The sequence below is a fragment of the Streptomyces spiralis genome (assembly GCF_014654675.1).
In the GTDB taxonomy this organism is placed as follows: Bacteria; Actinomycetota; Actinomycetes; order Streptomycetales; family Streptomycetaceae; genus Streptomyces; species Streptomyces spiralis.
The window spans coordinates 20,417-38,207 of the sequence record NZ_BNBC01000044.1; the positions used below are offsets into that span (position 1 = coordinate 20,417).

A 17,791-nucleotide genomic window follows, 5' to 3' on the forward strand; every position below is an offset into this window, starting at 1 on the left:
GCGATGGCGAGGCATGTTCGCGGAAAGCGCGAACCGGCCTCGCCATCGTTGTTTCCGCGCGGCTTCGCCGCGCGTTGTGGGGGCTTCGCCACCCACACCCCCCCGCGCCGCTCCCGCGCCCCCTCCGCCGCACCCCCTCCGCCCCTCCCCTCCCGGCCGCCCATCGTGCGGTCAGCCGGGGTGGTCCGTGGGGTAGCCGGGTGTGATCTTCACCGTGTACGCGCCCGAGGGCGTACGGTCCTCCACCTCCACACGGACGCCGTCGCCCGGCACCGTGAAGCTCTCCCCCAGGCCGATGGGCGCGTCCGCGAGCGGCGGGTACACGGAGCTCGCCGGGCAGGCCGAGGTGTGCGGATGGGCGTCGATCACCTGGACGGGGCCGCCGCCCGACTCCGTCTCGCTGCGCACCCGGTACACCAGCACCCCCTCCCGGCACCCGGCGATGTCGCTCCCGAGCGACTCCCGCACCTCGAAGGCCAGCGCGCTGTCGCTGCCGGTCCGCACCACCGCGAGCTTCGTGCCGCCGCCCAGCCCGAACATCGGCGGCCCGGCGGCACCCGTCGCCGGCGACTGCGCATCCGGTACGTCCGCGCCCGCCGGGCCCACCTCCACCGGCTCCAGCGTCAGCCGGGTCGGCCCGGTTCCCCGCACACAGGCCACCTGACGCGGGTCCAGCCAGCCGAGTTTCCACTTGTGCCAGGCGAACAGGTCCGGCGAGAGCGCGAACTGGCTCCCCATCAGGTCCCAGTCGCCCACATAGGTGTCCCAGTCACCCTTGTTGTCCGAGGGCCGGTGGTACAGGTCCGGCAGGTCGAAGACGTGCCCGGTCTCGTGGGCGAGCACCAGCCGGTCCGGGGGGTGCCGTTCGAACACCGTCACCACCCGCCGGATGTCCGTGTGGTCGGCCCGCAGCGGGGTGTCGAGGTTGACCACCTTCGTGGCGTCCGAGTCGACGCCGGGCGCGTCCGGGTCGGCGACGAAGTAGACGACGCGGTACCGCGAGAAGTCCACCTCCCTGTCGGCGGCCGCGAGGGCGTCGTGCAGGTAGGCGGCCCGGTCGGCAGGGTTCCAGTCGCGGTGCATGGCGTACGCGGTGGACGGCCGCGGCATCCGGATCCAGTGCTTCAGCGGGTGCGGGCGCAGCGCGAACCTGCCGTAGGACGCCCGTGCGTAGAACTGGCTGGTGGCCGGGAAATGGTCGGCGGCGATTTCCGCCGGGGTGGTGCGCGGGGTCGAGTCGGGGAAGGACAGGAAGATCATCACGGCGTCGATGGGCTTGGTGGGCCGGGCGTAGGCGGCGTTCCATGTGTCCACCCCCTCCGAGTGGTGCGCCTCGGTCCGCCGCAGCGCGCACGGCGCCGGCGAGAAGGGCTCGGCGACCGAGGGACCGCTCAGGATCGAGGTGGCGGCGACCGCCGACAGGACGCTGAACACGGCCGCCGTGCTGCGCAGTCGGGGCCGCGCCGCCGCCCCGGTCAGCGCGTTGAGGGCGTCACGGCTGAGCGCCTTCAAAGCGAGCTGACGCGGCACTGGGACCTCCGGGTGCGGTTCGCGGGGACACCGCACCCAGCCTGTGGGAGTTTGTAGGCGTACGCCCTGTTTGTCTGCACCGGAAGGGTGAGGGACGGGTGAGTGGTCCGAGTTCGCGCCGCACCAGGCCGTCGCCTGCCCGGCGTTCGCGGCCGGGGCCGCACGGAGTTCGCCGCCGTGGCGCATCCGGACGGCGACACCCCCGAACCGCTCACGGAACGTCACAAGTGGTCGGCCGTCAGAAGAACCCGTCCAGGTGCGAGCAGAAACGATCTGGCAGAAGGACCCGCCGCACGACAGAGGCGGCAAGTGGCTGGAACGGGTCAGGCGCCGGCATCTATGATCGGCACACTTTCCTGGCACTTCCTGCGCGGACACGGGCCCGGCGGCCGTGCGTCACCCGGCCGGCCACCCGACGAGACCGATACGAAGACCGAGTGCACTGCGGGAGCGAGCGGTGAGCGGAACGTCCGAGGGGCCGACGCCCACGGCAGACCTCATCCGGCCGAAAGTCACACAGAGTGATGTTACGAAGCCGTCCGGTACCGGGCCGCTCGCGGCCGCAGCCGACACGGGGGTCGTAGCCGCCACCGCCCCGGCCCCTCCCGCACCGCCCGAGAGCGGCCCCTGTGCGCCCTCCCCGACCGGTCTGACCGGCCCCTCCGACCCTGCGCCGGCACCCGTGCAGACGCCCCCGCCGGCCCCCCTCCGCACGCCCGGCCTCACTCCGATGGCGGAACCGGCCCCCACTCCGCCCGAATTCACCGACTTGGCCGAATCCCCGCAGGACCCCCGGCTCTCGCAGAACCCCCGGTCCGCGCAGGACCCCCGGCTCCCGCAGGACGCCCGCCCCGCCCCCGCCGGTCAGCCCTTCCGCTCGGTCTTCGAGGCCGCTCCCCTCGCGATGGCCGTCCTCGACGGCGACGGGCTGGTCGTCAGCGCCAACGACACCTTCGGCGCGCTGCTCGGCACCGGGCCCGACGAACTCGCCGGGCAGGTCGCCGCCGACCTGGTCGATCTGGCCTCCGACACCCGCACCTGGCACGCCTACCGCGAGGTCCTGCGCGGCCGGCAGGCCCGGCTGCGCTGCACCCGCCGCCTCAAACACGCCGACGGCCGCTCCCTGTGGGTCCAGGTCACGGTCGCCCCCCTGCCGCCCGAGAGCCCACCAGGACCCGCCGGACCCCCCGGCGTGCTGCTGTCCATCGCCGACGTCAGCGCCCGGCGCGAACTCCAGGCCCGGCTGCGGCATGTGCGGATGCACGACCCGGTGACCCGGCTGCCCAACCGCACGCTGTTCTTCGAACGCCTGTCGGCCGCGCTGGAGGCGGAGCCGACGGCGCCGGCGGAGTCGTACGACGAGGAGCGCGGCGGGACCGGCCGGATCGGCCTGTGCTACCTGGACCTCGACGGCTTCAAGGCGGTCAACGACACCCTCGGCCACCACGTCGGCGACCGGCTGCTCGCGGCCGTGGCCCAGCGGCTGACGAGCTGCGCCGACGCGGCCGCCCACGGCCGGGCCGGCGCCCCGCTGGTGGCCCGGCTCGGCGGTGACGAGTTCGCGCTGCTCGTCGAGGACTCCACCGGCACCGAGCAACTCGCCGGCCTCGCCGAGTCGGTGCTGACGGCCCTTCAGGCGCCGTTCGAGATCTCCGGCAGACGGCTGTCGGTGTCGGCCTCGATCGGCGTGGTCGAGCGGCAGGCGGCCGGGACCTCGGCCACCGCACTGATGCAGGCGGCCGACACCACCCTGTACTGGGCGAAGGCGGACGGCAGGGCCCGCTGGACCCTGTTCGACCCCGAGCGCAACGCGCACCGCATGACCCGTCAGGCGCTGGTCTCCACGCTGCGCGCGGCCGTCGAGCGGGGCGAGTTCACGCTGGAGTACCAGCCGCTGGTCGGCATGGACGACGGGCGGCTGCGCGGGGTCGAGGCGCTGGTGCGCTGGCGGCACCCGCAGTTCGGTGTGCTGACGCCGAATCGGTTCATCACACTGGCGGAGGAGGACGGCTCGATCGTGCCGCTCGGCCGCTGGATCCTGGCCACCGCCTGCCGCCAGGCCCGGCGCTGGCAGCTGGACCACCCGGACGAGCCGCCGATCTTCGTCAGCGTCAACGTGGCGGTCCGCCAGGTGTGGGACTCCGACCTGGTCGCGGACGTGGCCCAGGTGCTGGCGGAGACCGGACTGGCGCCGCATCTGCTGCAGTTGGAGCTGACCGAGTCGGCGGTGATGGGCTCGGCCGGGCGGCCGCTCCAGGCCCTGCGGGCCCTGAGCGACATGGGCGTGCACATCGCCATCGACGACTTCGGCACCGGCTACTCCAACCTCGCCTACCTCAGCCGCCTGCCGGTGTCGGCGCTGAAGCTGGACGGGTCCTTCGTGCGCGGCTTCCAGTACGAGGAGCGACAGCCGCGCGAGGCGGAGGCCCGGCAGGCGGAGTCCCCGGAGACGGAGCCCCGGCAGGCGCAGGCCCGGCAGACGCGGTCGGAGGAGGCCGCGGTGAACCGGTCGAGCCCCGCCGACGAGGTGATCGTGGAGGCGATGATCCAGCTGGCCCACCGGCTGGGGCTGACCGTCACCGCCGAGTGCGTGGAGACCTCCGACCAGGCCAGCCGCCTGCGCCGCATCGGCTGCGACACCGGGCAGGGCTGGCTGTACTCCCGGCCGGTGCCGCCGGACCGTATCTCCGAACTCCTCGACGGCCACGCCTGCGGACGCCGGTAGCGGCGTCGGGCCCCCGGCGAGAGATCCCCTAGGGGGTGTCTCGTCGATCAAACCGGATCAGGGAGCCCGGCATGATCGGCGCGACACCCCCTAGGGTGCGCCGGGCAGCCCGTAGGCGTCCGCGACGAGTTCGTAGCTGCGCAGGCGCACGTCCCCGGTGTGGGCGTTGCTCGTGATCATCAGCTCGTCGGCGCCGGTGCGCTTGTGCAGGTCGTCGAGGCCGGAGCGGACCTCGTCGGGCGTGCCGTGGACGACGTTGGCCGTCCAGGAGGCGATGAACTCCTCTTCCATCGGGCTGAATTCGTACGCCTCGGCCTCCTCGGGGGTGGGGACCAGGCCGGGGCGGCCGGTGCGCAGCCGGACCATGTTCAGCGCGGCGGCCCGCACCTGGCGGCGGGCTTCGCGCTCCTCGTCGGTGGCGAGGGCGGCGACGCCGATCAGGGCGTACGGGGCGTCGAGCACCGCGCTGGGCCGGAACGACTCGCGGTACAGGTCCAGGGCCGGGATGGTGTTCTGCGCGGAGAAGTGGTGGGCGAAGGCGAAGGGCAGACCGAGCATGCCGGCCAGGCGGGCGCTGAAGCCGGAGGAGCCGAGCAGCCAGATCGGCGGCCGGTGCGGGGACTGCACGCCGCCCGGGGAGGTGGCCTGGACCGGGCCGGGGACGGCGTGGATACGGCGGTAGGGGTGGCCGTCGGGGAAGTCGTCGTCGAGGAAGCGGGTGAGTTCGGCGAGCTGCTGGGGGAAGTCGTCGGCGCCCTCGTTCAGGTGGTCGGTGCGGCGCAGCGCGGCGGCGGTGGCGCCGTCGGTGCCGGGGGCGCGCCCGAGACCGAGGTCGATCCGGCCGGGGGCCAGGGCCTCCAGGGTGCCGAACTGCTCGGCGATGACCAGCGGGGCGTGGTTGGGCAGCATGACGCCGCCCGAGCCGAGGCGGATGCGCTCGGTGTGGGCGGCGAGGTGCGCGAGGATCACGGCCGGTGAGGAGGAGGCGACGCCCGGCATCGAGTGGTGCTCGGCGACCCAGTAGCGGTGGTAGCCCCTGGCCTCGGCGAGGCGGGAGATCGCGACACTGGTGCGCAGCGCGTCGGTGGCGGTGCTGCCCGCTCCCACGGTCACCAGGTCCAGTACGGAGAGGGGTACGGGTGCGATGCCGTGGGCTTCGCCGCGGATCTCGTTCGCCAACACGGGGGCGCCTCCTGTGTGTGCCGTGCGCTGTCCTGCCTGCGCGGCGTTAACAGGAGACGCTCTCCGCTTATTCCCTCACCCCGTCTCTCAGGCCGCCAGCGCGTGCCCCGGGTGCAGGACCACCTTCGTGTAGCCCTCGATCCGCTTGTCGAACTTCTCGTACGCCTGGGGCGCCTGGTCCAGCGGCAGCTCGTGGGAGACCACGAAGCTGGGCTTGGCCCGCCCGGCGATGATCAAGTCGCGCAGCTGGCGGTTGTACCGCTTGACGTTGCACTGGCCGGTGCCCATCTGCTGGCCCTTCTCGAACATCCGGCCGATGGAGACCAGCAGCTGGCCGTGCTTGGCGTGCTCGTCGGGGCCGCCCGGGTCGGAGGGGACGTACAGACCGGGCACGCCGAGCATGCCGGTGGGCCGTACCGTCTCCACGAGCGTGTTCAGGACGACGGCGGGCTCCTCGTGGCTGACGTCCTTGTGCGACTGCGCCTGGTAGCCGACGGCGTCCACACCCTTGTCGGTGCCCTCGCCCGCCGTCTGCTCCTTGATCTGCTGGGCCGGGTCGCCCTTGGTGAAGTCGATGGGGATGGCCCCGATCTCCTCCGCCTTGGCGAGCCGCTCCGGCACGCGGTCCACCGAGAACACCTTGGCCGCGCCGCGCAGCAGCGCCGAGTAGGCGGCCATCAGCCCCACCGGACCGGCGCCGAAGACGGCCACGGACTCACCCGGCGAGACCTGGGCGAGTTCACAGCCGTGATAGCCGGTCGGGAAGATGTCCGCGAGCAGCACGAAGTCGGTCTCGTGCTCCTCCCCGGGCGGCAGCTTCAGACAGTTGAAGTCGGCGTAGGGCACGCGCACCCGCTCCGCCTGGCCCCCGAGGAAGGGGCCCATCGCCACGTATCCGTAGGCTCCCCCGGCGAAGCCGGGGTTGACCGTCAGGCAGAACCCGGTCTTCTCCGCGAGGCAGTTCTTGCAGAAGCCGCACGCGACGTTGAACGGCATCACGACCCGGTCGCCCTCGGACAGGGAGGTCACGCCGCTGCCGACCTCCTCGATGATGCCGAGGTTCTCGTGCCCGAAGACGATGCCCGGCTCCGCGGCCGTGCGGCCCTCGTACATGTGCAGGTCCGAGCCGCAGATCGCGGACGACGTGACCCGGACGATCACATCGTTGGGGTGCTGGATCCGCGGGTCGTCGACCTCTCGCACCACCACGTTGTAGGGCTTCTCATAGACGACGGCTTTCACCTGGGTCACCTCCGCGTCGGACGCTGGCCGCCGACGGCGACGACGGGTCGCTGCCGGGGACGGGGACACACAGGGGCGGGGACACACAGGCCGACCGGGCCGCCGGGTGCTGCCGTGGGCCCCGGGGCGTTCTCGCTGCACCGCCGGTACTTCCAGGTAACGCCCCCGCGACGGGGGCCGCAACCGCGCCCCGACATGCCCGGACATACCCGGGCGGTCTCACACCTGGACGATCGGCTCCCGCGTGAACAGCGCACCCAGGTCGGGCGCGTTGACCCGGCGGTCGGTGAGCCTCAGCCCCTCCCACACGGTCACCTGGTTCGCGGTGAGGACCGCTTTGCCGAGCCTCTCCTCCAGGACCGGGATGTGGGAGGCGGTGTGCAGGGCCGTGTCCGGCAGGAGCAGCGCCTCGGCCCCGGTGGTGTCCACGGCCCCTGCCAGGGCCAGCACCTCCGGCTCGCCCCAGCCGGCCACCTCGGCCGCGGTGGCCGCACCGGCGCTGTGCGCGGCGACCACCTCGATGCCGCCCGCCCGCAGGAAGTCCGCGAACAGGGCGGTCACGTCCTCGGGGTACGGCGACGCGACCGCGACACGCCGTACGCCGATCTCGCGTACCGCGTGCACGAAGCCGAAGGAGGTGGATGAGGCCGGCATGCCGGCGGCCCGGGCGAGGGTGCGCACCTGTGTGTGGGCGTCGTGCGGGCCCGGCCCGAAGCCACCGCTGGTGCTCGCCCACACCACGGCCTCCGCACCGGCCAGTCGCAGCCCCTCGACGTTCCGCGCCAGTCGCTCGGCCGGGACCGTCTCGCGCACCGCCGGCGCCCGGTAGGCGTCCTCGCAGCCGACGTGCACCAGGTCCACCCGAATGTCACTGCCCAGGAGTTGCTCGATGCGCGGATAGTCGTCGTCGGCGAAGTGGCCCGGATAGAGGACTCCGAGTGCGGTCATGACCAGCCTTCCTGCTGCGGTCGTTGCGGCCTTCCGATGCGGGTACCCAGCAGCCGCCGCCATCTTCCGTTGCATAACTCGCTTGGGTCTGGGTAGCGGCGCGCCCATGGCTGCACCACTTGCACTGGGAAGAGGCAGACGGATACCCGGGCCCAGCCGGCGGTCGCTGCTCGCGGGGGTCGCGGCGCTCGGCGCGCTCGGCGCCGCGGGCTGCAGTCGCGTGGCGACGGCGTCCACCGAGAACGGCGGTGACCTGCTCGACCGGCTCCGGGCGGCGGGCGTCGTACGGCTCGGCATCGCGGGCGAGATCCCGTTCGGGTACATCGACAAGGACGGCGAGCTGACGGGCGAGGCGCCCGAGCTGGCCCGGGTGATCTTCAAGCGCCTCGGCGTGGACAAGGTGCAGCCCGTGCCGACCGAGTTCGGCTCGCTGATCCCAGGGCTGAACTCACAGCAGTTCGACGTCGTGGCCGCCGGGATGTACGTCAACCCCGACCGCTGCGAGCAGGTCATCTTCGCCGACCCCGACTACCAGATGCTCGACTCCTTCATCGTCCGCAAGGGCAATCCGAAGGGGCTGCACAGCTACCAGGACGTGGTGGCGAAGAAGGCGAAGTTCGCCACCGGCACCGGATACGCCGAGATCGAGTACGCGGTGGGCGCCGGCTACAAGCAGAGCGACATCCTGATCGTCCCCGACCAGGTGGCGGGCCTGAACGCCGTGGAGGCCGGCCGGGTGGACGTCTTCGCCGGTACGGCGCTGACCACCCGCGAGGTGGTCAAGAAGTCCTCCAAGGCCGAGGCCACCAAGCCCTTCGCTCCCCTCGTCAAGGGCAAACCGCACGTCGACGGCGGCGCCTTCGCCTTCCGGCCGACCGAGACCAGGCTGCGGGACGCCTTCAACACCGAGCTGCACAAGATGAAGAAGAGCGGCGAGCTGTTCCGGGTCCTGAAGCCCTTCGGTTTCACCGAGGACGAGATGACGGACCTGACCGCGAAGGAGTTGTGCGGCGGATGACCACAGGACTCTGGGAACTCGTCCTCAAGGGCGTCTGGACCACGGTCCAGCTGCTGATCTTCAGCGCGCTGCTGGCCACCGCCGTCTCCTTCGTGGTCGGTGTCGCCCGCACCCACCGGCTGTGGATCGTCCGCTTCCTCGCGGGCTTCTACACCGAGGTGTTCCGCGGGACCTCGGCGCTGGTGATGATCTTCTGGGTGTTCTTCGTGCTGCCGCCCGCCTTCGGCTGGCAGCTGGTGCCGATGTGGGCGGGCACGCTGGCGCTCGGGCTGACCTACGGCGCGTACGGCTCGGAGATCGTGCGCGGCGCGCTGAACTCGGTGGACCCGGCACAGCGCGAGGGCGGCGTCGCGCTCAGCTTCACGCCCTGGCAGCGGCTGCGGCTGATCCTGCTGCCGCAGGCGGTGCCGGAGATGATCCCCTCCTTCTGCAACCTGCTGGTCGAACTGCTCAAGGGCACCTCGCTGGTGTCGATCATGGGCATGGGCGATCTGGCGTTCAGCGGCAACCTGGTGCGCCTGGCCCTCCAGCAGAGCGCGGAGATCTACACGTACGTGCTGCTGATCTACTTCGTGATCGCGTTCGTGCTGACCCGGCTGATGCGGGGGCTGGAGAAGCGGCTGAAGCGGGGAGTCGGCAAGGACCCCGGGACCGAGTCGGCGGCGCGTGAGCTCAAGCGCGCGGAGACCACCGGCGTCGGGACCGCCGGAGGTGGTGCAGCGTGAAGTGGGACTGGGGCGCCGTGAGCGACTTCATGCCGCACTTCTGGGACGGCCTGCTCGTCACCCTTCAGGCCCTGGCGCTGGGCTCGGTGATCTCCTTCGCGCTGGGGCTGGTGTGGGCGCTGCTGATGCGGCTGCCGACCCGGTGGGTGCGCTGGCCGGTCGGGGTGGTGACGGAGTTCGTCCGCAACACCCCGCTGCTGGTGCAGCTGTTCTTCCTCTTCTACGTGCTGCCCGAGTGGGGGCTGACCTTCTCGGCCCTGACCACCGGGGTCGTCGCGATCGGGCTGCACTACTCGACGTACACGATGCAGGTCTACCGGGCCGGCATCGAGGCGGTGCCCGCCGGCCAGTGGGAGGCGGCGACGGCGCTGAACCTGCCGCGGCGTCGGACCTGGACGGCGGTGATCCTGCCGCAGGCGATCCGCAGGGTGATCCCGGCGCTCGGCAACTACGTCATCTCGATGCTCAAGGACACGCCGATGCTGATGGCGATCACCGTCCTGGAGATGCTCGGGCAGGCGCGGCTGTACTCCCAGCAGCACTTCCAGTTCACCGAGCCCCTGACCGTGATCGGCGTGGCCTTCATCCTCGTTTCCTATCTGGCCTCCCTCCTCCTGCGAGCACTGGAGCGACGTCTTGTCCGTTGACGCAGCCAAGAATCCCGAACGCCCGACCTCCGCCACCACGACCGACGAACTGGTCCGCCTGGATGGCGTGACCAAGCGCTTCGGGGACCAGACCGTCCTCGACGGGCTCGACTTCTCCGTCCGCCCCGGCAAGCACGTCACCCTGATCGGCCCCTCCGGCTCGGGCAAGACCACGATCCTGCGGCTGCTGATGACCCTGACCAAGCCCGACGAGGGCACCATCACGGTCGACGGCGACCAGCTCTTCCCGGCCGCCGAGAAGCAGGTCCGGGAGATCCGCAAGAAGATCGGGATGGTCTTCCAGCACTTCAACCTGTTCCCGAACATGACCGTCCTGCGGAACATCACCGAGGCCCCGGTCACCGTGCTCGGCCTGTCCCGGGACGAGGCGGAGGCCCGCGCGCGGGAGCTGCTGGACCTGGTGGGCCTGGCCGACAAGTGCGACTCCCGGCCCTCGCAGCTGTCCGGCGGGCAGCAGCAGCGGGTGGCGATCGCCCGCGCGCTGGCGATGCGCCCGCAGGTGCTGCTGCTGGACGAGGTGACCTCGGCGCTGGACCCGGAACTGGTCGCGGGCGTGCTGGACGTGCTGCGGGACATCGCCCGCACCACCGACATCACGATGCTCTGCGTGACCCACGAGATGGGTTTCGCCCGGGACATCTCCGACCAGGTGCTGATGTTCGACTCCGGGCGGGTGGTGGAGTCCGGCCCACCGGAGCGGATCTTCGGCGATCCCCGCGAGGAGCGGACCCGGGAGTTCCTCAGCGCGGTGCTCTGAGCGTTCGCCTGGTCCCGAGGGGTGGTCACGAGCACCCCTCGGGACCAGGTAGTATTTTCTTCGTCGTCGGCCGCGTGAAGCGGAAGGCGAGAGTCATGCGCCGCTAGCTCAGTTGGTTAGAGCAGCTGACTCTTAATCAGCGGGTCCGGGGTTCGAGTCCCTGGCGGCGCACGATGACGATGGCGAGGCATGTTCGCGGAAAGCGCGAACCGGCCTCGCCATCGTTGTTTCTGCGCGGCTTCGCCGCGCGTTGTGGGGGCTTCGCCACCCACACCCCCCGCCGGCACTCTTCCTCGCACGGATGTGCCGCCGTGAGACTTACGTGTGCATGAGCGGACGACCGTGGCCGGGCCGTCCTCCTCCTCGAACCGCACCACGCGGCCGTCCCGCGCGGTGAACCGGGCACGGCATGGAACAACACGCTCATCGCGCTCCCCCGTGGTCCTCGCGCCGCCCCCGTTCGGCCGGCGTGGCAGGAACCTACCCACGCCGGCCGCGCCCGTGGCTCAGACCATGCTCAGAGTTGTGCGTCAGAACGTGACGTCCGAGCAGGCGTAGAACGCGTTGCCCGTGTCGGCGATCGTCCAGACGGCGAGGATCACGTGGTGGCCGCTCAGCCCGGTGGGCAGGGTGCCGCTGTGGCTGAGGGTGGAGGGTGGCTGCTTGCCGCCGTAGGGGACCGTCAGGAACGGCGTCGTGTTCAGGTCGGAACGGGTCAGGGCGTGGTCCTGGTTCCAGCCCTGCCTGGTGACGTAGTACTTGAAGTCGGTCGTCGCGTGCCTGGCCGTGAACTGCCAGCGGAAGGTGTAGCTCTGGCCGCCGGTGACCTTGGTCGTCGGCCAGGCACCGCCCGAGGGCGTCCGGGGGCTGTCGAGCTGGGCGAACCGGGTGTTGTTGCCGGAACAGATCCGCCCGTCCGCCGGTCCGGCCGCCGGGAAGCCCTTGGGCCCCTCGACGCTCTGCGGCTCCCACTGGATGTCGCCGCAGTTGGTGACCGTGCCGTTGGCGCAGAGCTTCTGCCTGCTGATGGGGAGGTCGGTGTAGCCGTGGCTGCTGGCGCCGCCGGTGGAGAGCACGAAGGCTCCGGCGGTGGTGAGGCCCAGCACGGCCGCGTACAACTTGGCCTTGGTGCGCATGCTGCCGCTCCTGAAACGTGTGGGGAGTTCGGTGAGCTGTGCTGTGCGTGTGCTGTGCATGCTGGTCTAGACCAAGTTCAGGCTATTGCGCGTACTTGAACATGTCCATACCAATAGCAGGACGGCTTCCGGACATCCGGTGGTCGGGACCACCCCTCACCGTCCTGTAAAGTTGTCCACGTCAGCAGGCGCCGCTAGCTCAGTTGGTTAGAGCAGCTGACTCTTAATCAGCGGGTCCGGGGTTCGAGTCCCTGGCGGCGCACGATGACGATGGCGAGGCATGTTCGCGCAAAACGCGAACCGGCCTCGCCATCGTTGTTTCTGCACGGCTTCGCCGCGCGTTGTGGGGGCTTCGCCACCCACACCCCCCGTCGGCACTCCTCCTCGCACGGATGTGCCGCCGTGAAACTTACGTGTGTATGAGTGGTTAACTCCGTTTTTCGCATCTTGCGATCATGCTGAGCACCGTAGAACCCTGGATGCGGAGATGCCGCATGTACGCGGCAATTGGGGGGTTGTAGGGGGGTTTCGAAAGGTCGTTTGAGCCTGTTGCCCGATGTGTGGGGAGAAGGGGCTCCCGCGCGTCGACGGCCGCCGAGGGGGGCAGCCATGCAACCGGCACGAATCCGATGACACGCGCGTGACCTGCGTGTGGGGGGATGACTCATGACGTCGACGCCGACGGGCGCCTGGCACCAGTACGACCACACCAGCCGAACCGGCCGCACAGGCCGCGACAGTCACACAGGCCGCTCCGGCCGCACAGGCCACACCGGGAGTCTCCGCAGACTCCGGAAGACCCTGCCGAGATACGACTACGAGCACTACAGCCGCCTGGCCGGTCCCCTCACCCAGCCCGACCCGGACCGGCCCTACCGGGTGCAGTACCGCTCGCTGATCTCGCAGGAACCGCACCGCCTCCGGGTCGCGCTGATGCTCGCCGCCGCGCCGCTGCTCTCGCTGGTCCTGCTGGCCTGGCTGCTGCGGCCCGAACACTGGACCGAGCGGGACTACCCGGCGTACGACTTCCTGCCGGTCCTCGACGTGGTGATGCTGGTCTCGATCGGCCTGATCGAGTTCTTCCGCTGCATGAACGTGCTGTCCAACGCGCACGCCACCCTGGTCGCCCGCGACCCGGTCCCGGTGGTGCCCGAGACCGGCACCCGCGTGGCCTTCCTCACCACCTTCGTGCCCGGCAAGGAACCGCTGGAGATGGTGACGAAGACCCTCCAGGCGGCCGTACGGCTGCGCCACCGGGGCGTGATGCACGTCTGGCTGCTCGACGAGGGCGACGACGACGAGGTGAAGGCGGTCTGCGCGCGCCTGGGCGTGCACCACTTCACCCGCAAGGGCGTCGAGCGCTGGAACCGGCCCAAGGGCCCGCACCGCGCGAAGACCAAGCACGGCAACTACAACGCCTGGCTCCAGGCGCACGGCGACGAGTACGACTTCTTCGCCTCCGTCGACACCGACCACGTGCCGCTGCCCAACTACCTGGAGCGGATGCTGGGCTACTTCCGCGACCCGGACGTCGGCTTCGTCATCGGCCCGCAGGTCTACGGCAACTACGACACGTTCGTCACCAAGGCCGCCGAGTCGCAGCAGTTCCTCTTCCACGCCCTGATCCAGCGCGCCGGCAACCGCTACGGCGCGCCCATGTTCGTGGGCACCTCCAACGCCGTACGGATCAGCGCCATCAAGCAGATCGGCGGGCTGTACGACTCGATCACCGAGGACATGGCGACCGGCTTCGAGATGCACCGCGCCAAGAACCCGGCGACGGGCCGCAGGTGGAAGTCGGTCTACACACCGGACGTGCTCGCCGTCGGCGAGGGCCCGAACGCCTGGACGGACTTCTTCACCCAGCAGCTGCGCTGGTCGCGGGGGACGTACGAGACCATCCTCAAGCAGTACTGGAAGGGCTTCGGCTCGCTGCCGCCGGGCCGGCTCTTCAACTACACCATGATGATCATCTTCTATCCGATGTCCGCCCTCAACTGGATCCTGGCCGCGCTGAGCTGCGCGCTGTTCCTGGGCCTGGGCGCCTCGGGCGTGAACATCGACCCGACGGTGTGGCTGATGCTGTACGGCAACGCCTCCGCGCTCCAGATCGGCCTGTACGTCTGGAACCGCCGGCACAACGTCTCCCCGCACGAGCCGGAGGGCTCCGGCGGTGTCGCGGGCATGGTGATGTCGGCGCTGTCAGCGCCGATCTACGCCCGCTCGCTGATGGACGCGGTGCTGCGCCGCAGGAGCAGGTTCGTGGTGACCCCGAAGGGCGAGTCGGCGAGCCCGGACACCCTGTTCGGGACCTTCCGCGTGCACTGGTTCTTCATCCTCGTCTTCGCCGGCTCCCTCGCCGCCGGCTTCGTCCGCGGTCACTCCCACCCCGCGATGATCACGTGGGCGGTCCTCGCCCTGCTGATCACCGCCTCGCCGATCCTCGCCTGGCGGTGGACGCTGCGGCAGGACGGGCGCGCGCCGGAGCCCGCCCAGGCCGCGCCGCACGCCGACCCGCAGGACGCCGCGCTGCCGGCGCAGACAGCACACGCGCAACCGCACGAGCCACACACGCCAACCCACGCACCACAGACGCAGCCTCACACGCCGCACACGCCACCACACAGGCCCACCTGGGCCGGGTCCGGCGCGAGGAGCTCGGAGGGGACGGGCGAGCACACCATGCAGATCGCCCTCGGCGGGCTGGGGGGACGTAAGGAATGAGGGAGCAGCAGGCCGGCCTCCGCCGTGCCCGCCGGCTCGGGATCGGCGCGGTGGCGGTCCTCGCCCTGGCCGGGATGAACGGGCCGTGGCTCTACCGCTTCGGCACGGAGCGCTACCACCAGTACGTGATCAACAAGCCCGAGTACAAGGCCGCCAACGGCCACTGGGACATCATCGAGTTCCCCAGGAAGTACCGGCAGGACACCATCCACGCCGTGCTGCTGCACACCGGGAAGGTGCTGCTGGTCGCGGGCTCGGGCAACAACCAGGAGAACTTCGACGCCAAGAAGTTCGACTCGCGGGTCTGGGACCCGGTCAAGGGCACCGTCAAGAAGGTGCCCACGCCCAACGACCTGTTCTGCACGGGCCACACCCAGCTCGCCGACGGCAAGATCCTGATCGCGGGCGGCACCAAGCGGTACGAGAAGCTGAAGGGGGACGTCACCAAGGCCGGCGGGCTGATGATCGTGCACAACGAGAACCCGGACAAGCCGATCACGCTGCCCTCGGGCACGCGGTTCATCGGCCGGGCGAACGGGAAGACCTTCGTCTCCAAGGACCCGGTGCTGGTCCCGCGCGCGAAGAAGAACTTCGACAAGAAGACGGGGAAGTTCCTCGGCAACACCCCGGGACTGGGCCGGATCTACGTCGAGGCGCAGAAGAGCGGCGCCGCCTACGAGACCGGGACCCAGGACAACTACCGGATCCAGGGCCTGACCGGCACCGACGCCCGCAACACCTACGGCATCGCGCAGAAACTCGCCCTGGACAAGAAGGACTTCCAGGGCATCCGGGACACGTACGAGTTCGACCCGGTCGCGGAGAAGTACATCAAGGTCGATCCCATGCACGAGGCCCGCTGGTATCCGACGCTCACGACCCTGAGCGACGGCAGGATCCTCAGCGTCTCGGGCCTGGACGACATCGGCCAGCTGGTCCCGGGCAAGAACGAGATCTTCGACCAGCGGACGAAGAAGTGGACGTACACGCCGAAGACCCGTCAGTTCCCGACCTACCCGGCGCTGTTCCTGATGCAGAACGGCAAGATCTTCTACTCGGGTTCGAACGCCGGCTACGGCCCGGACGACGTGGGCCGCGCCCCGGGCATCTGGGACGTGGCCGGCAACACCTTCAGCGAGCTGCCCGGCCTGAGCGACCCGGACATGCTGGAGACCTCCGGCACGGTGCTGCTGCCGCCGGCCCAGGACGAGAGGTACCTGGTCATCGGCGGCGGCGGGGTCGGCGAGTCCAAGCTGTCCAGCAGGAAGACCCGGCTGATCGACCTCAAGGCGAAGCACCCGCACTTCACCGACGGCCCGTCCCTGGAGAAGGGCACCCGCTACCCGCAGGCCTCCGTCCTCCCCGACGACACCGTGCTGGTCTCCGGCGGCTCTCAGGACTACCGGGGCCGCAGCGCCTCCGACATCCTCCAGGCCCGGTTGTACGACCCGAAGTCCAACACCTTCAAGCGGGTCGCCGACCCGCTGGTGGGCCGCAACTACCACTCGGGCTCGATCCTGCTGCCCGACGGCCGGGTGATGTTCTTCGGCTCCGACTCGCTCTACGGCGACAAGGCCAACACCAAGCCGGGCACGTTCGAGCAGCGCATCGAGATCTACACGCCGCCGTACCTGTACCGGGACGCGCGGCCCTCGCTCTCCGGCGGCCCGGGGACCATCGCGCGGGGCGCTTCGGGGACGTTCACCTCGCAGCACACCACCACGATCAGGAAGGTCCGGCTGATCCGGCCCAGCGCCTCCACGCACGTCACGGACGTCGACCAGCGCTCGATCGCGCTGGACTTCAAGGCGTCCGGGGACAAGGTCACGGTGACGGTGCCGAAGAACCGGAATCTGGTGCAGTCGGGGTGGTACATGCTGTTCGTGGTCGACGACCAGGGGACGCCGAGCACGGCGCGGTGGGTGAAGGTGCCGTAGCCGGTCCGATGGCCGGGCCGGCCCGAGGGCTGATCCGGCCCGAGGGCTGATCCGGCCCGGCGCTACCGGCTGGCCCTGGCGAGGGCGAGCGCATAGCTCGCCCACCACTGACCCGCCTTCGGCCCGCCCTTGCACTCGCCGTCCGACTCGCCGGGCCGCTTCACCCACAGGTAGGCGTCCACGAGCGGGTCGGCGGTCCTGGTCGTGGGCGGCTCACCCAGGGCGCGGCCCGGCGGGTTGCACCAGCGCTCGTCCGGGTCGCCGTCGGTGTAGGGGCCGTTGCCGTTGCGGCTGGTGTCGATGACGAAGTGCTTGCCGCCGGCCTCGGCCGACAACTGTTTGCCGTAGGCGAGGGAGTCCGGCGTGGAGTAGAAGTTGGACACGTTGACCGCGAAGCCGTCCGCCGGGTCGACGCCCGCCCGCTTCAGCGGCTCGACGACCTGGTCGGGGCGGCCCCAGCCGGCGTTGCCCGCGTCCAGGTAGACCTTGGTGTTCTTCAGTGACTTCAGCGTGGTGACAGCGCCCTCGAGGAGGTCGTAGCGCTCCTCGTGGAACTCCTCCGGGGTGCAGCCGTCCACCAGGTGCAGTACGGCGTCCGGCTCCAGGATCACCGTCGCCGGGCGGTCCCCGATGCCGCGGGCGACGGCGTCGATCCAGGCGCGGTAGGCGTCGCCGTCGGCGGCACCGCCCCGCGAGTACTGGCCGCAGTCGCGGTGCGGGATGTTGTACAGCACCAGCAGGGCCGTACGGCCCGCGCGGTCGGCGGCCTCGGTGAAACCGCGGGCCTCCTGCTCGGGGTTCTCCGGGCCGATCCACTCGCCGGTGGGCTGCTCGGCGATCTTGCGGATCTGCTCGGCGTCGCCCCTCCTGCCGGCCTTCTCGTACGCCGCGACCTGCCGGGCCGCGGTGCCGTCCGGGTTCACCCAGAACGGGTCGGCCTCCTTGGGCTGCTGGGTGATACGGGCGCCGGCCCCTTCCTTCCGGTCGCCTCCGTCCCCGTCCCCGCCACCCGATGAGCACCCCACGACGAGCAGCGCCGCCCCCAGCACCGCCGCGGTCACCGGGGCGCGCCGGAACCGGGCCCCCCTCCTGCCGTCCATGCGACTCCCCCTCGGTGCGCTCGGTCACCTGGCCCGCGTTCCATGCTGCCAGGTGGCCCCGGCGCACGGGCCGGTTCCGGCGAGGTGGCGCGTGGACCG

13 protein-coding genes and 2 tRNA genes are annotated in these 17,791 nt (G+C 70.7%); 9 read left to right on the forward strand and 6 right to left on the reverse strand.

Annotated features, from left to right (window positions below):
* Positions 1–171: 171 nt before the first annotated feature.
* Positions 172–1,530 carry a M6 family metalloprotease domain-containing protein gene (locus tag IE318_RS33905; RefSeq protein ID WP_189906526.1) on the reverse strand — a complete coding sequence of 453 codons (1,359 nt, stop codon included), beginning with the start codon at positions 1,528–1,530 and terminating at the stop codon, positions 172–174.
* A 904-nt stretch (positions 1,531–2,434) separates the two neighbouring features.
* Here IE318_RS33905 and IE318_RS33910 point away from each other — a divergent pair.
* Positions 2,435–4,255 (forward strand): putative bifunctional diguanylate cyclase/phosphodiesterase, encoded by a 1,821-nt coding sequence (locus IE318_RS33910; RefSeq protein WP_229903927.1) that lies wholly within the window; start codon positions 2,435–2,437, stop codon positions 4,253–4,255.
* A gap of 90 nt (positions 4,256–4,345) precedes the next feature.
* On the opposite strand, the gene IE318_RS33915 is transcribed toward IE318_RS33910, so the two are convergent.
* From IE318_RS33915 to IE318_RS33925, 3 genes are all read right to left on the reverse strand, one after another.
* Positions 4,346–5,437: an LLM class flavin-dependent oxidoreductase gene (locus IE318_RS33915; RefSeq protein ID WP_189906528.1), complete on the reverse strand. Its 1,092-nt coding sequence runs from the start codon at positions 5,435–5,437 to the stop codon at positions 4,346–4,348.
* Between the two features lie 87 nt (positions 5,438–5,524).
* Entirely contained in the window at positions 5,525–6,679 is a 1,155-nt protein-coding gene (locus IE318_RS33920) for a glutathione-independent formaldehyde dehydrogenase (RefSeq protein ID WP_189906530.1), read from the reverse strand.
* Between the two features lie 219 nt (positions 6,680–6,898).
* Complete coding sequence (locus IE318_RS33925; protein ID WP_189906532.1) at positions 6,899–7,627, reverse strand: maleate cis-trans isomerase family protein; 729 nt, start codon at positions 7,625–7,627, stop codon at positions 6,899–6,901.
* A gap of 106 nt (positions 7,628–7,733) precedes the next feature.
* On the opposite strand from IE318_RS33925, the gene ehuB reads away from it, so the two are divergent.
* From ehuB to IE318_RS33950, 5 genes are all read left to right on the forward strand, one after another.
* Positions 7,734–8,645, forward strand: a complete 912-nt coding sequence (gene ehuB, locus IE318_RS33930) for an ectoine/hydroxyectoine ABC transporter substrate-binding protein EhuB (RefSeq protein ID WP_189906534.1) — start codon at positions 7,734–7,736, stop codon at positions 8,643–8,645.
* Entirely contained in the window at positions 8,642–9,370 is a 729-nt protein-coding gene (ehuC, locus tag IE318_RS33935) for an ectoine/hydroxyectoine ABC transporter permease subunit EhuC (protein ID WP_189906536.1), read from the forward strand. Before ehuB ends, ehuC begins: the two co-directional genes overlap by 4 nt.
* The gene (ehuD, locus tag IE318_RS33940; RefSeq protein ID WP_189906538.1) at positions 9,367–10,017 is read left to right on the forward strand and encodes an ectoine/hydroxyectoine ABC transporter permease subunit EhuD; all 651 of its coding nucleotides are present in this window, start codon (positions 9,367–9,369) and stop codon (positions 10,015–10,017) included. Before ehuC ends, ehuD begins: the two co-directional genes overlap by 4 nt.
* Positions 10,007–10,795 (forward strand): ectoine/hydroxyectoine ABC transporter ATP-binding protein EhuA, encoded by a 789-nt coding sequence (gene ehuA, locus IE318_RS33945; protein ID WP_189906540.1) that lies wholly within the window; start codon positions 10,007–10,009, stop codon positions 10,793–10,795. Before ehuD ends, ehuA begins: the two co-directional genes overlap by 11 nt.
* A gap of 97 nt (positions 10,796–10,892) precedes the next feature.
* Positions 10,893–10,966, forward strand: a tRNA-Lys gene (locus IE318_RS33950).
* Positions 10,967–11,325: 359 nt separating this feature from the next.
* Here IE318_RS33950 and IE318_RS33955 read toward each other — a convergent pair.
* Positions 11,326–11,931, reverse strand: coding sequence for a lytic polysaccharide monooxygenase auxiliary activity family 9 protein (locus tag IE318_RS33955; protein WP_189906542.1), 606 nt, complete (start codon positions 11,929–11,931; stop codon positions 11,326–11,328).
* A gap of 188 nt (positions 11,932–12,119) precedes the next feature.
* Between IE318_RS33955 and IE318_RS33960 the strand changes: the two genes are divergently transcribed.
* The 3 genes from IE318_RS33960 (at position 12,120) to glxA (ending at position 16,592) form a co-directional block, all read left to right on the forward strand.
* Positions 12,120–12,193 (forward strand) — tRNA-Lys (locus IE318_RS33960).
* Between the two features lie 404 nt (positions 12,194–12,597).
* Positions 12,598–14,655, forward strand: a complete 2,058-nt coding sequence (locus tag IE318_RS33965; RefSeq protein WP_189906544.1) for a glycosyltransferase family 2 protein — start codon at positions 12,598–12,600, stop codon at positions 14,653–14,655.
* On the forward strand, positions 14,652–16,592 hold the full coding sequence (gene glxA / locus IE318_RS33970) for a radical copper oxidase GlxA (protein ID WP_189906546.1): 1,941 nt from the start codon (positions 14,652–14,654) through the stop codon (positions 16,590–16,592). Before IE318_RS33965 ends, glxA begins: the two co-directional genes overlap by 4 nt.
* Positions 16,593–16,654: 62 nt before the next feature.
* On the opposite strand, the gene IE318_RS33975 is transcribed toward glxA, so the two are convergent.
* Positions 16,655–17,692: a glycoside hydrolase family 6 protein gene (locus IE318_RS33975; protein WP_189906548.1), complete on the reverse strand. Its 1,038-nt coding sequence runs from the start codon at positions 17,690–17,692 to the stop codon at positions 16,655–16,657.
* Positions 17,693–17,791: the final 99 nt, after the last annotated feature.

What these genes read in the sequence shown, in the direction of transcription:
- IE318_RS33955 (WP_189906542.1), bottom strand. Translation starts at nt 11,931, where the DNA reads ATGCGCACCAAGGCCAAGTTGTACGCGGCCGTGCTGGGCCTCACCACC.
- IE318_RS33975 (WP_189906548.1), bottom strand. Translation starts at nt 17,692, where the DNA reads ATGGACGGCAGGAGGGGGGCCCGGTTCCGGCGCGCCCCGGTGACCGCG.
- IE318_RS33965 (WP_189906544.1), top strand. Translation starts at nt 12,598, where the DNA reads ATGACGTCGACGCCGACGGGCGCCTGGCACCAGTACGACCACACCAGC.
- ehuB (WP_189906534.1), top strand. Translation starts at nt 7,734, where the DNA reads ATGGCTGCACCACTTGCACTGGGAAGAGGCAGACGGATACCCGGGCCC.
- glxA (WP_189906546.1), top strand. Translation starts at nt 14,652, where the DNA reads ATGAGGGAGCAGCAGGCCGGCCTCCGCCGTGCCCGCCGGCTCGGGATC.
- IE318_RS33910 (WP_229903927.1), top strand. Translation starts at nt 2,435, where the DNA reads ATGGCCGTCCTCGACGGCGACGGGCTGGTCGTCAGCGCCAACGACACC.
- ehuC (WP_189906536.1), top strand. Translation starts at nt 8,642, where the DNA reads ATGACCACAGGACTCTGGGAACTCGTCCTCAAGGGCGTCTGGACCACG.
- IE318_RS33925 (WP_189906532.1), bottom strand. Translation starts at nt 7,627, where the DNA reads ATGACCGCACTCGGAGTCCTCTATCCGGGCCACTTCGCCGACGACGAC.